We start from the raw sequence: 14,318 nt of genomic DNA, 5'->3' as shown, positions 1-14,318 counted from the left end.
CTACGTGGTTGTCCAGTACCCATGGTGGTTGTAAAACAACCCTACATCGCCAAAGGGCAACCACATAGGGTTGCCCCGACAGTATTTCATCAACAAGTGTTTTAAGATTTTCAATATACCGTGTAAAAAGTATTGCTGTTGTTGTTCCTCCGGATTGTGAGCCGGAATGAAACGCTTCCCATGCAACGGCTTTACCAAACTGGTAAAATTTTTTACTAAAATGGCAAAGGAAGTAGAAGTTTTTATCAAACTTCAGGTCAAAGGCGGTCAAGCAAACCCTGCTCCTCCAATTGGTCCCGCTCTCGGTTCCAAAGGGGTGAACATCATGGAGTTCTGCAAGCGCTTTAATGCCGCTACCCAGGACAAAATGGGTAAGATACTTCCGGTGGTGATCTCGGTTTACAAGGACAAGTCCTTTGAATTCGTGATCAAAACTCCTCCGGCAGCTATCCAGCTCATGGAAGCCTCCAAGATCACCAAAGGTTCTGTTGAATCCAACCGTAAGAAAGTTGGAACAGTAACTTGGGATCAGGTAAAAGCTATCGCTGAAGACAAAATGCCCGACCTCAACTGCTTCACGATCGAATCGGCTATGAAAATGATAGCGGGTACGGCGCGTAGTATGGGGCTCAATGTTTCTGGTACTCCTCCTTGGGGTGAGACCGTGAAAGAAGCAGAGGCATAATCGGATTTTTTCATAAGGGAGTCGGAGGCCTAAAGTTGCCGCTGACGTTGACCTTAAATTTTCTTGACATGGCAAAAGTTGGAAAGAAAAGAGCCGCCATCGACGCCAAAGTAGACCGCAATAAGCTGTATACTCTGGAAGAAGGCACATCCTTGATGAAAGAAGTGAATTTGACCAAGTTTGACGCTTCGGTCGACATTCACGTTCGCTTGGGTGTAGATCCACGTAAACCGGATCAAGCTTTGCGCGGCACTGTTGGTCTGCCACACGGTACGGGTAAAACCAAGCGTGTAGCTGTATTTTGTACTCCTGATAAAGCAGAAGAAGCAAAAGCAGCAGGTGCAGACTATGTTGGTCTGGAAGATCTGATCCAAAAAGTTCAGGAAGGCTGGACGGATGTAGACGTAATCATTGCTATGCCCCAAACCATGGCGGCATTGGGTAAGGTTGCGCGTATCCTCGGTCCACGCGGCTTAATGCCTAACCCTAAGACCGGTACTGTTACTACCGATATCGCAGGGGCTGTTTCTGAAGTAAAGAAGGGTAAGATTTCCTTCCGCGTTGACAAAACGGGTATCATTCACGCATCAGTTGGTCGGGTGTCTTTTGCACCAGAGCAATTGATGGAGAACATCAACGAATTGCTTCAAACGCTACAACGGATGAAGCCTTCTACCGCAAAAGGTACGTACATGAAAAGTATTACCCTCGCTACTACGATGAGTCCAGGTGTGAAGATTGATCCCAAAGTGATTCGCTAAGTTTAAAACAGGAGTCAAATGAATAAAGCTGAGAAGACAGTAGCTATCGAAGAATTGAAGGAAAAGTTTGGAGAAAATAACTATTTCTACCTTGCTGATCCCTCGACTATGTCGGTAGGCGATGTCAACAAATTCAGAAGACTTTGCTTCGAAAGGGGTGTCTCAATGCAAGTCATTAAGAACAAACTTGTGAAGAAAGCACTGGAGGATACTCCTGCTGAGAAAAATTACGCAGAAATTTTTGAGGCACTGCACGGTCCAACCGCAGTTCTTTTTTCAAAAGATCCAGATGCTCCAGCCAACTCGGTTGCAAAATTGCTGAAAGACTATCGTCGTTTAGGCAACGAAAAACCATTGTTGAAAGGTGCGTATGTGGATTCTGCAGTGTTCATCGGAGATGATCAATTGGATGCATTGACCAAACTGAAGTCCAAGCAAGATTTGCTGGGCGAATTGATTGGTTTGCTACAATCTCCAGCTCGCAACCTGATCAGTGCACTCCAATCAGGTGGTACTACCATCGCTGGATTGGTCAAGGCACTGGAAGAACGCGAAGCGTAATTTATCCCATCCATGATTGAGTTCATGGATCATGTAAATCCACAAACGGTTTTGTGGATTGCAAAAACGGTCAAGGCATCAGTGCCAACCGTTAACAACCAATTTAAAAACACTCTTTTAAAAGAAAATACAATGGCTGATTTGAAAGCTCTGGCGGATACGCTGGTAAATTTGACGGTTAAAGATGTTCAGGAACTGGCTGGTATCCTGAAAGATGATTACGGCATCGAGCCTGCTGCTGCTGCTGTAACAGTTGCTGCTGGACCTGCTGCTGGTGGTGATGCTCCTGCTGCTGTTGTTGAACAAACTGAATTCGACGTTATCCTGCAATCAGGTGGTGCCAACAAACTGAACGTGGTTAAAGAAGTGAAAAACCTCTTGGGTCTGGGCTTGAAAGAAGCTAAAGACTTGGTAGATGGTGCTCCACAACCGCTGAAAACTGGCATTTCTAAAGACGAAGCTACCGCATTGAAAGCTAAGTTGGAAGACGCAGGCGCACAGGTAGAAATTAAGTAATTTCACCTTGCGTAAGCCAAAGGTAAACTAGCTGATTTGACTTTTACTAGCATAACTTTTGGAATAGGCTGTGTATCAAAACTGCGTTTTTGATGCACCAGGGCTTAGGAAATCGACACACGTTGCTTCCTAAGCCCATTGCCGTATAACCTTGTGTTGTATAATTTCTGATTATTATTCAAGAAAATGAAACTATTATAGGGTCAGTTTCATTTACTAATCAGGAAAACCATTACTTACAGCAACCCGAACATTTGATAACCTAGTAAAATCCAAGACTTCGGTCGCTAATTTTTATCTGGGACTTCATCTGTTTGGAGTATTATTTCTCGGTTTTTTGAGAGAAAGCAACCCACGGCAAAATTGCCTGGGCTTTTACCATCAACAACAAACTTGTTGCGCAGATGACATTCAATGGTAAGGCACAATCTGCTGAGGCGAAGCGTATCACCTTCAGCAAAACTAAATTTCCTACTCCATACCCTGACTTTCTTGAAATTCAGTTAAAGTCGTTTCAGGAGTTTTTCCAATTGGAAACCACTCCTGAAAATCGTATGAACGAAGGACTTTACAAAGTTTTTCAGGAAAATTTTCCAATCACGGATGCGAGAAACATCTTCGTACTCGAGTTCCTGGATTATTTCATCGATCCTCCTCGTTACAGCATTGAAGAATGTATGCAGCGTGGTTTGACCTACAGCGTTCCGCTTAAGGCTAAGCTGCGTTTGTCCTGTAACGACGAAGAACACGTTGATTTCCAGACCATCGTGCAAGATGTATTTCTAGGGAACATTCCGTACATGACCCCCAAGGGTACCTTTATGATCAATGGTGCAGAACGTGTGATAGTATCACAGCTTCACCGTTCTCCAGGGGTGTTTTTTGGTCAGAGTGTACACCCCAACGGTACCAAGATCTATTCTGCTCGGGTTATTCCTTTCAAAGGTGCCTGGATGGAATTTGCTACCGACATCAACACCGTGATGTATGCGTACATCGACCGGAAGAAGAAATTCCCGGTTACTACTTTATTGCGTGCCATTGGTTATGACACAGACAAAGCGATCCTGGATATCTTCGATCTTGCTGATGAAGTGACTGCTTCTCGGGAAGCCCTCGAAAAAAGCATCGGTCGCAAACTTGCTGCGCGTGTTTTGCGCAGCTGGACAGAAGACTTTGTAGACGAAGATACCGGCGAAGTGGTAACCATCGAACGGAATGAAATCATTCTGGAGCGAGATACCGTTTTGGATGAAGACAACATTGAAGCAATCCTCGAAGCCTCGGTAGCAACCATCATTCTTCAGAAGGAAGACATCGAGCAGGATTACTCCATTATCTATAATACCCTGCAAAAAGACCCTACCAGTTCTGAACTGGAAGCGGTGCAGTACATCTACCGCCAATTGCGCGGTACCGATCCACCGGATGAAGAAACAGCACGTGGCATCATCGAGAAATTGTTTTTCTCTGACAAACGCTACAACCTGGGTGAAGTAGGCCGCTACAAGATCAACAAGAAGCTGCAATTGGACATTACGGATGAAACTTTGGTTTTGACCAAAGAAGACATCATCTCCATCGTACGCTTCCTGGTGACCTTGATGAACCAAATGGCGGAAATCGATGACATTGACCACCTTGAAAACCGCCGTGTACGTACAGTAGGGGAGCAGCTCTACGCCCAATTTGGGGTAGGTCTGGCCCGTATGGCCCGTACCATTCGCGAACGGATGAACGTACGTGACAACGAGGTATTCACTCCCGTTGACCTGATCAACGCACGGACGCTTTCTTCGGTGATCAACTCGTTCTTCGGAACCAGCCAGTTGTCGCAGTTCCTGGATCAAACCAACCCGCTTTCAGAGATTACGCACAAGCGGCGTATTTCTGCACTCGGGCCAGGCGGTCTTTCCCGCGAACGCGCAGGCTTTGAGGTTCGTGACGTACACTACTCCCACTACGGTCGTTTGTGTACCATCGAAACCCCGGAAGGACCAAACATCGGTTTGATCTCTACCTTGTGCGTACACGCCAAGATCAATAAAATGGGCTTTTTGGAAACGCCTTACCGCAAAGTTATTTCTGGCTTGGTGGAAAAGGATGTTGAGCCACTTTACCTTTCCGCTGAAGGGGAAGATAAAATGAGAATTGCTCAGGCCAATGCCCTACTCGATAATGACGGAAGCTTCCTGGATGACCGTGTTAAGTGCCGCGAACATGGCGATTTCCCGGTTTTGACTCCAGAAGAAATCGATTACATGGACGTAGCGCCCAACCAGATCGTTGGTGTTTCGGCTTCCATGATTCCGTTCCTTGAAAACGACGACGCCAACCGTGCCTTGATGGGCTCGAACATGCAACGTCAGGCAGTCCCGCTGATTCGCCCCCACTCTCCGATAGTTGGTACTGGTTTGGAAGGCAAAGTAGCACGTGACTCTCGAATGCTGATCAACGCCGAAGGCTTGGGCATTATCGAGTATGTAGATGCTACCGAAATTCATGTTCGTTACGACCGAACTGGCGAAGAACAACTGATTTCGTTTGAAGACAACCTGAAGAAATACAACCTCATCAAGTTTACCCGGACCAACCAGGGTACTTGTATCAACTTGCGTCCAATTGTGCGCAAAGGAGATCGGGTTGAAAAAGGCCAGATCCTGTGCGATGGTTACGCCACCGAAAAAGGAGAATTGGCGCTCGGCCAAAACATGAAGGTTGCCTTCATGCCCTGGAAGGGTTACAACTTTGAAGATGCCATTGTAATTTCTGAGCGGGTTGTTCGCGAAGACATCTTTACTTCCGTACACATCGAGCACTTTGAAATCGACGTACGCGATACCAAGTTGGGTGAAGAAGAACTCACCAACGATATTCCGAACGTGAGCGAAGAAGCCACCAAAGACCTGGACGAAAACGGCATCATCCGCATCGGCGCATGGGTTAAGGAAGGCGATATCCTCATCGGGAAAATTACACCAAAAGGGGAATCCGATCCTACTCCTGAAGAAAAACTCTTAAGAGCGATCTTTGGCGACAAGGCTGGCGATGTGAAAGATGCATCCCTGAAGGCGCCCCCATCTACCAACGGTGTAATCATTGACAAGCAGCTTTTCGCTCGTGCGAAAAAAGATAAGGTACAAAAAACCCAGGAAAAAGATGTTTTGTCCAAACTGGACGATCAACACAAAGTGGCTACCAACGAATTGCTGACAATTCTGGTAGACAAACTGATGATCCTACTCAAAGACAAAACTTCACAGGGCATCCGTACCATCTACGGTGACAACCTGTTGGCCAAAGGGGTGAAATTCACCCAGGATACTTTGCGCGAACTGGATTACACTTCCGTGGATTATACCAACTGGACAGAAGAAGCCAAAACCAATGAATTGGTTGCTCGTTTGTTGCACAACTACAGCATCAAACTCAACGAAGAAATTGGCCGCTACAAGCGCGAAAAGTTCAATGTCAGCATCGGGGACGAATTGCCTGCCGGGGTACTCAAGTTGGCGAAGGTCTATATGGCCAAAAAACGCAAACTGAAAGTGGGCGATAAGCTCGCTGGTCGTCACGGTAACAAAGGGATCGTTTCGCGCATTGTTCGGGCAGAAGACATGCCATTCCTCGAAGATGGAACTCCTGTTGACATCGTGTTGAACCCACTGGGTGTACCTTCACGTATGAACCTGGGCCAGATCTTTGAAACAGTATTGGGATGGGCTGGCGAAAAACTCGGCGTTAGGTTTGCAACACCAATCTTCGACGGCGCTACCCGCGATGAAATCGAAGAATGGATCCAAAAAACGGGCTTGCCTAGTTTGGGACAAACTTTCCTCTCTGACGGCGAAACCGGCGATCGTTTCCACCAGCAAGCTACCGTTGGCGTGATTTACATGCTTAAACTCAGCCACATGGTTGATGATAAGATGCACGCACGCTCCATCGGGCCATACTCGCTCATTACCCAACAACCATTGGGTGGTAAAGCACAGTTTGGTGGTCAGCGTTTCGGGGAAATGGAAGTTTGGGCATTGGAAGCATTCGGTGCTGCCAATATCCTCCAGGAATTGCTTACCATCAAGTCAGATGATATCAATGGTCGTGCAAAAGCGTACGAAGCCATCGTTAAAGGGGACAATCTGCCGGAACCAAACATTCCGGAGTCCTTCAACGTACTTGTACACGAATTGCGCGGTCTGGCGCTCGATGTGAAATTTGAATAAACCACCTTTAGGGTTGGCAAGTTTTAGGTTTATCGGCCACCGAAATGGTCACTGAGCGAAGCCGAAGTGATCACTTCGGTGACCGATGAACCCAAAACCCAAAACTCCAAAACTTTAAGAAGAATGCCATTCAAAAAGAAAGGTAATATTCAAAATCAGAACTTTGACAGCATCACCATCAGCTTGTCCTCTCCCGATGAAATTCTGGAGCGTTCCTATGGTGAAGTGCTCAAGCCGGAAACCATCAACTACCGTTCTTATAAGCCGGAGCGGGATGGTCTTTTCTGTGAGCGCATCTTTGGACCTGTCAAAGATTATGAATGCTATTGCGGCAAGTACAAGCGTATCCGTTACAAGGGTATCGTGTGCGACCGCTGTGGGGTTGAAGTAACGGAAAAGAAAGTTCGCCGCGAGCGCATGGGCCACATCAAGCTCGTGGTGCCGGTGGTGCACATTTGGTTCTTCAAATCGCTTCCTAATAAAATCGGTTACTTGCTCGGGTTGTCTTCAAAGAAACTGGAATCAATTGTTTACTACGAACGCTATGTCGTAATCCAACCAGGGATTAAAGGCAATGAAGGCGTAGGCAACAATGACCTCTTGACTGAAGAAGAATACCTCGAACACCTGGAATCTCTGCCCGCAGAAAACCAGTTGCTGGAAGATACCGATCCAAATAAATTCATCGCCCGCATGGGTGCTGAAGCGGTTCGGGATATGCTCAACCGTCTGGAGCTGGATCAATTGTCTTACGACCTACGCCACCAGGCTGCCAACGAAACGTCTCAACAACGGAAGTCGGAAGCACTGAAGCGTTTGCGCGTAGTAGAAGCGTTCCGCGATGGACAAACCCGTATGGAAAACCGTCCAGAATGGACAGTTATCCAATACTTGCCGGTAATTCCACCAGAATTGCGCCCTTTGGTGCCATTGGATGGCGGTCGTTTTGCAAGCTCGGATTTGAACGACCTTTATCGCCGCGTAATCATTCGCAACAACCGTTTGAAGCGTTTGTTGGAAATCAAAGCGCCAGAAGTCATCTTGCGCAACGAAAAGCGGATGTTGCAAGAAGCGGTCGACTCTTTGTTTGACAACTCTCGTAAATCCAACGCGGTTAAAGCGGAAGGTGGACGCCCACTCAAGTCATTGAGTGACATCCTCAAAGGCAAACAAGGCCGTTTCCGTCAAAACTTGTTGGGTAAGCGCGTCGATTACTCTGGTCGTTCTGTAATCGTAGTAGGGCCTACCCAGAAACTCCACGAATGTGGTTTGCCAAAAGGTATGGCTGCCGAGCTGTTCAAACCCTTCATAATCCGTAAGCTCATCGAGCGCGGCATCGTGAAGACGGTAAAATCAGCCAAGAAACTTGTAGACCGCAAGGATCCAGTAATCTGGGAAATCCTCGAAAATATCCTCAAGGGACACCCTGTTCTCCTCAACCGGGCTCCAACGTTGCACCGTTTGTCTATCCAGGCATTCCAGCCACGTTTGGTAGAAGGTAAGGCGATTCAGTTGCACCCTTTGGTTTGTAGCTCCTTCAACGCCGACTTTGACGGTGACCAGATGGCCGTACACGTGCCATTGAGCCAGTCCGCCATTTTGGAAGCCCAAATGTTGATGTTGGCGCCGCACAACATGCTCAACCCTCAAAACGGTACGCCAATTACCCTGCCTTCACAGGACATGGTATTGGGTTTGTACTATATCACCAAGGAAAAACGAACTTTGGGCGATGTAATCGTGAAAGGAGAAGGCATGAAATTTTACTCTTCTGAAGAGGTAATCATTGCCCTCAACGAAGGTAAAGTTGACCTACACGCCAAGATCAAAGTACGGATTCCTGTTACGGAAGACGGAAAGAAAATCATGCGCTTGATTGATACTACGGTGGGTCGGGTCTTGTTCAACGAGGTAATGCCTGAAGGTGTTCCCTTCCAGAACAGCTTGATGACCAAGAAAAACCTCAAAACCGTAATTGGTGAGGTAATCGAACTGACGGATTTTGCAGTCACTGCCGACTTCCTGGATGAAATCAAGGAGATGGGCTTTACCTGGGCTTTCCGGGGTGGTTTGTCCTTCAACCTGGGAGACCTGATTATTCCTTCCATCAAACAGGATGCGTTGGAAGAAGCTCAGGGCGAAGTGGACGAAGTGTGGGACAACTACAACATGGGTTTGATCACCAACAACGAACGATACAACCAGATCATCGACCGCTGGACATACGCGGACAACCGCATCACCGATACGCTCATGAAAGAGTTGGCCAGCCACAAGCAAGGCTTCAACTCCGTATTCATGATGCTCGACTCTGGTGCGCGGGGTTCCAAGCAGCAGATCAAACAGTTGTGCGGTTTGCGGGGCTTGATGGCCAAGCCAAGGAAATCTGGTGACACGGGAGGTGCCGTTATCGAAAACCCCATCTTGTCCAACTTTGTGGACGGCTTGTCGGTTTTGGAATACTTCATCTCTACGCACGGTGCGCGCAAAGGTTTGGCGGATACTGCCCTTAAAACAGCCGACGCAGGTTACTTGACTCGTCGTTTGGTGGACGTTGCTCAGGATGTGATCATCCTCGAAGAAGACTGTAGCACCTTGCGAGGGTTGGAAACAACTGCCTTGAAAGACAACGACAAAGTAATCGAACCGCTCGTATCTCGTATCGAAGGTCGCTATACTTTGCACGATATCATCAATCCAATCACCGATGAACTGATCCTCACTGCAGGAGATTACATCGATGCGAAGAATGCCGAATTCATCGAAGAAATTGGAGTAGAAACGGTAACCATTCGTTCTGTACTGACCTGCGAATCCAAGCGTGGGGTTTGCGCCAAATGTTATGGTAAGAACCTGGCGATTGGCCGCATTGCCGAAGAAGGAGACGCAGTGGGCATCATTGCTGCTCAGTCCATTGGTGAACCGGGTACTCAGTTGACACTGCGTACGTTCCACACCGGGGGTACGGCATCGTTGTCAAAAACCGAATCTGAGATCGTTTCCAAATTCAATGGTAAAGTTGAATTTGACGGCATCAAACTGACCGAAGATGCTGACGAAAATGGAGGAAGAGTGGTACTGTCTCGTACAGGTGAAATTCGCCTCGTAGATGTTGAAACGGGCAAGCAGTTCGTTACCATGCACGTACCTTATGGTTCTTCTTTGATGGTAAACGAAGGCCAAACCATTGCCAAAGGGCAACTGATTTGTAGCTGGGATCCGTTCAACGCGGTCATCATTTCTGAATTCTCTGGTATTGCCAAATTCGACTCGATTGAAGACGGCGTTACCTTCCGGATTGAACGTGACGAACAAACTGGATACTCTGAAAAGGTAATCATTGAAAGCAAGAACAAGCGGAAAATTCCGGTGATCTTCATCATGAGCCCTGACGGGGTTGAACTCAAAACGTATACTTTGCCCGTAGGATCGTACATCTCCATTGAAGATGGCATCACGATTGCTGCAGGGGATAAAATTGCCAAGATCCCGCGTAAACTGGGTAAGATCCAGGATATCACGGGTGGTCTGCCTCGGGTAACTGAGTTGTTTGAAGCCCGTAACCCTTCCAACCCGGCCATCGTGTCGGAAATTGACGGGGTTGTAAACTTCGGCAAGATCAAACGTGGCAACCGCGAAATTTCGGTAACTGCTAAAGACGGCCAGATCAGAAAATACCTGATCGGCTTGAGCAAGCACATCCTGGTACAAGATGGTGACTTCGTGCGCGCGGGTACTCCGCTCTCCGATGGTACCATTGCGCCACGCGACATCTTGGCGATCAAAGGGCCATTTGCCGTACAGCAGTACCTGGTCAACGGAGTACAGGAAGTTTACCGCTCTCAGGGTATCACCATCAACAACAAGCACATCGAGGTAATTGTACGCCAGATGATGCGCCGCGTGTTGATCGAAGATCCAGGCGATACCAGCTTCCTGGAAAGCGAAACCGTAGACAAGATGGAATTCCTGGTACAAAACGACTGGATCTTTGACAAAAAGATCGTAGTTGAAGCCGGGGAATCCAACCGCTTAAAGCCAGGCCAATTGGTAACCTTGCGCCAAATCCGGGAAGAAAACTCTTTCCTCAAGCGCAACGACCGCCAACCGTTAGAATACCGCGATGCCGTAGCTGCTACTTCCAGCCCTCAATTGTTGGGGATCACCAAGGCCTCCTTGGGTACCAACAGCTGGATTTCAGCTGCCTCTTTCCAGGAAACCACCAAGGTGTTGAGCACCGCTGCCATTGGCGCGAAAACCGACAACCTGATGGGCTTGAAAGAAAACGTTATCGTTGGAAAACGCATCCCTGCCGGTACTGGCCAACGCAAGTTCGACAATTTGATCGTAACGCACAAAGACCGCGCCGCAGAACTGGAGTCTCGTTACCACCAGTTCGACGACATGGAAGACGAAGATTAGTAGAGACAACCCTTGCGGTTGTCCCTACCCTCGCCAACCCACGACTTCAGTCGTGGGAGGTCACATACCGTTCTACACCACGACTTCAGTCGTGGGTAAAAGCCACACAGGATGGATCAACGCAAGTTGGTTCATCCTGTGCTTTTTTAAGGCAATAAACACCAACCTATATCCACCATGCAACACACCGAAGAAATCGCCTTTCTCCTCTACCTCAAACCCGGCCACGAAGCAGAATACCAGCGTCGGCATGACGAGATTTGGCCAGCCCTTTGCGCCGCCCTCAGCGAAGCGGGAATTCTGGATTATCAAATTTATTTGGAACGGGAAAGTGGCCACTTGTATGCCTATCAAAAACGGAGGATTGACCACCAGGTTGACCTTTTGCCAGGCTTGCCCATTATGCGCGAATGGTGGGATTACATGGCCGACATCATGGAGGTAAATCCAGACAATTCTCCAGTGGTCATGTCTTTGGAAAGGGTTTTCCGGTTTGGGTAGCAAGGAGGATTTTTGTTCAAATCAATACCTCTCTAGTTAGAATTTAAAATGTGATTTGAACAATTATATCTTTTTGCTAACTTTCCGATCAAACCATCGCAAATATGAAAAGCGCACACCTTCCTTTTTGGCTATTCCTTTGCCTATTGAGTGTAGGGCAAAGTCTTTTTGCCCAATCTTATGTACCTGCTGGGTCTGATCCCAAAGTAAAAATAAGCCCAGTCACCCCATTTCAAGCTTATGCATTCCCCCTGGAAGATTTGCGTCTCCTTCCAGGCAGCCCGTTCTTCAACGCGATGGAAAAAGACGCTGCCTATTTATTGAAAATTGAACCTGATCGGCTTTTGCACCGCTTTTATGCCAATGCGGGTTTGTCCACCAAAGGAGAAGTGTACGGCGGCTGGGAAAGCGATGGCCTTTCAGGTCATACCCTTGGCCATTACCTCTCTGCCTGTGCCCTGATGTATGCGGGCAGCAAGGATGAAAAATTTCGCGACCGTGTAAACTACATGGTACAGGAACTGGCGCGTTGCCAGGCCGCACGGAAAAGTGGCTATGTAGGTGCCATTCCCAAGGAAGACAGCATCTTTGCCCAGGTTACCCGTGGCGACATCCGTTCTTCGGGATTTGACCTCAATGGCGGTTGGTCGCCCTGGTACACCGTACACAAAGTCATGGCTGGCCTCGCCGATGCCTACCTGTATACCCACAACGATCAAGCCCTGCAAGTGCTCAAAGGCATGTCGGACTGGACTGGGAGCATCGTCAACAAACTCAACGATACCCAGCGCCAGAAAATGCTCAAATGCGAATACGGTGGCATGAACGAAATCCTGGCCAATGTGTACGCTTTCACAGGCGAAAAGAAATACCTCGACTTGTCCTACAAGTTCTTCGATGATTTTGTGATGGAGCCACTTTCCAAAAAAATTGACCCTCTGCCCGGTAAACATTCCAATACCAATGTACCCAAAGCCATTGGCAGCGCCCGCCAGTATGAATTGACGGGCAATACCCGGGATCAAACCATTGCCTCTTTCTTTTGGCAAACCATGGTGCACCACCACAGCTACGTGATTGGCGGGAACAGCAACTATGAATACTGCGGCGATGCCGACAAACTCAATGACCGCCTGAGCGACAATACCTGCGAAACCTGCAATACCTACAACATGCTCAAGCTGACCCGGCATTTGTTTTGCTGGCAGCCGAGCGCAGAATTGGCCGATTATTACGAACGGGCTTTGTACAACCATATTTTGGCTTCGCAAAACCCTGAGTCCGGGATGATGACCTATTTTGTCCCGCTGCGCATGGGCAGCAAAAAAGAATTCAGCGATGAATTCAAAACCTTCACTTGTTGTGTGGGGAGCGGGATGGAAAACCACGTCAAGTACACCGAGAGCATTTATTACCGCAGCCAGGACGGCAATAGCCTGTACCTTAACCTCTTTATTCCTTCCACTTTGAACTGGAAGGAGCGCGGATTGACCATTCGACAGGAGACTGCTTATCCGCAAAATGGTAAAGTGGTATTGAGTTTTGCCAGCGCCAAAAGCCAAAAACTAAGCCTCAACTTACGTCGCCCCTGGTGGCTGAAAGGGGAGTGGCAACTCAAAGTCAACGGCAAACCTGTTCAAGCCACTGCTGGCGCAAATGGGTATTACACCCTCAGCCGCAGTTGGAAAAACGGCGATAAACTGGAGCTGGACATGCCCATGCACCTTTACACCGAAAGCATGCCGGACAACCCCAACCGCATCGCCTTTTTGTATGGCCCCCTGGTGTTGGCCGGCCAATTGGGAAATAAGATGCCCGATCCTATTTATGGCACACCAGTATTGCTGAGTGCGAATCGCCAGGCCGATCAATTGGTGCAACGGGTAGCAGCGTCAACCCTCAAATTTCAGATCAGTCCTGAAGCAGCCCAGCCTCAGGCGCCGCAATTGATTCCATTTTACCAAAGCAACAAAGAATACTACAGCGTGTACTGGGATTATTTCAGCCCCGAGCAGTGGACTGCCCGTCAGGCCGAATACGAAGCGGAGAAGAAGCGCAAACAGGTGATCGAAGCGCAAACCCTAGATTATTTCCGCATTGGTGAAATGCAACCCGAACGCGACCACAAATTGGAAGCCACAGAACGGTCTTACGTCAGCGACGCATTGGGCGTAAATGGCCGAGAAGCACGCACCGGACATCATTTTGCCTTTGAAATGAAAATTCAACCCGGAACCAACAACCGCTTGCTGTTTACGTACATCGGCGACGACAAAGACCGCATCTTCGACATCCTGATCAATGGGCAATTGTTGCTGACCGAAACCTTGCAAGGCGGCCAATCCGGGCGTTTTTACGATCGGGAATACCCCATTCCCGCCGGTTTGTTGACTACAGGAGACAAAGTCACCGTGCGCGTAGAAGCAAACCATGGAAAAACGGCTGGAAGGGTATTCGGAGCGCGGATTTTAAGGGAATAAAAAACCGGGGTTTGCTTTGTTTCCGTTCCTTCAAGAGTTTTCGTACTCTTGTGTTTCAAAAAAATTACCATCTTATGCGCAATACCGTTTTCTATCTGCTCGCCTTGTCCTTGATCATTTTTGCATGTGGCGGAAGCGATCCGGCCAGTTCAGGCACTGAGGCCAT

Annotated in this window: 8 protein-coding genes; all 8 read left to right on the top strand. The window is 48.1% G+C overall.

Annotated features, from left to right (window positions below):
• The first annotated feature begins 220 nt into the window (after window positions 1–220).
• The 8 genes from rplK to ABW391_RS08180 all read left to right on the top strand — a co-directional run bounded on the left by rplK (window position 221) and on the right by ABW391_RS08180 (window position 14,152).
• Entirely contained in the window at window positions 221–685 is a 465-nt protein-coding gene (gene rplK, locus ABW391_RS08215; protein WP_353481367.1) for a 50S ribosomal protein L11, read from the top strand.
• Window positions 686–753: 68 nt separating this feature from the next.
• Complete coding sequence (rplA, locus tag ABW391_RS08210; RefSeq protein WP_353481366.1) at window positions 754–1,446, top strand: 50S ribosomal protein L1; 693 nt, start codon at window positions 754–756, stop codon at window positions 1,444–1,446.
• Window positions 1,447–1,464: 18 nt separating this feature from the next.
• On the top strand, window positions 1,465–2,007 hold the full coding sequence (gene rplJ, locus ABW391_RS08205; RefSeq protein ID WP_353481365.1) for a 50S ribosomal protein L10: 543 nt from the start codon (window positions 1,465–1,467) through the stop codon (window positions 2,005–2,007).
• Between the two features lie 132 nt (window positions 2,008–2,139).
• A complete protein-coding gene (gene rplL / locus ABW391_RS08200; RefSeq protein WP_353481385.1) occupies window positions 2,140–2,523 on the top strand; it encodes a 50S ribosomal protein L7/L12 in 384 nt (127 codons plus the stop codon).
• A 404-nt stretch (window positions 2,524–2,927) separates the two neighbouring features.
• Window positions 2,928–6,749 (top strand): DNA-directed RNA polymerase subunit beta, encoded by a 3,822-nt coding sequence (rpoB, locus tag ABW391_RS08195; RefSeq protein WP_353481364.1) that lies wholly within the window; start codon window positions 2,928–2,930, stop codon window positions 6,747–6,749.
• Between the two features lie 123 nt (window positions 6,750–6,872).
• Window positions 6,873–11,171, top strand: coding sequence for a DNA-directed RNA polymerase subunit beta' (rpoC, locus tag ABW391_RS08190; RefSeq protein WP_353481363.1), 4,299 nt, complete (start codon window positions 6,873–6,875; stop codon window positions 11,169–11,171).
• Window positions 11,172–11,348: 177 nt separating this feature from the next.
• A complete protein-coding gene (locus tag ABW391_RS08185; RefSeq protein ID WP_353481362.1) occupies window positions 11,349–11,672 on the top strand; it encodes an L-rhamnose mutarotase in 324 nt (107 codons plus the stop codon).
• Window positions 11,673–11,776: 104 nt separating this feature from the next.
• Window positions 11,777–14,152 carry a beta-L-arabinofuranosidase domain-containing protein gene (locus ABW391_RS08180; RefSeq protein ID WP_353481361.1) on the top strand — a complete coding sequence of 792 codons (2,376 nt, stop codon included), beginning with the start codon at window positions 11,777–11,779 and terminating at the stop codon, window positions 14,150–14,152.
• The last annotated feature ends 166 nt before the right edge of the window (window positions 14,153–14,318 follow it).

It is taken from the genome of Haliscomenobacter sp., from assembly GCF_040403615.1.
Classification (GTDB): domain Bacteria; phylum Bacteroidota; class Bacteroidia; order Chitinophagales; family Saprospiraceae; genus Haliscomenobacter.
This window is presented reverse-complemented; position numbering and strand designations above follow the sequence as displayed.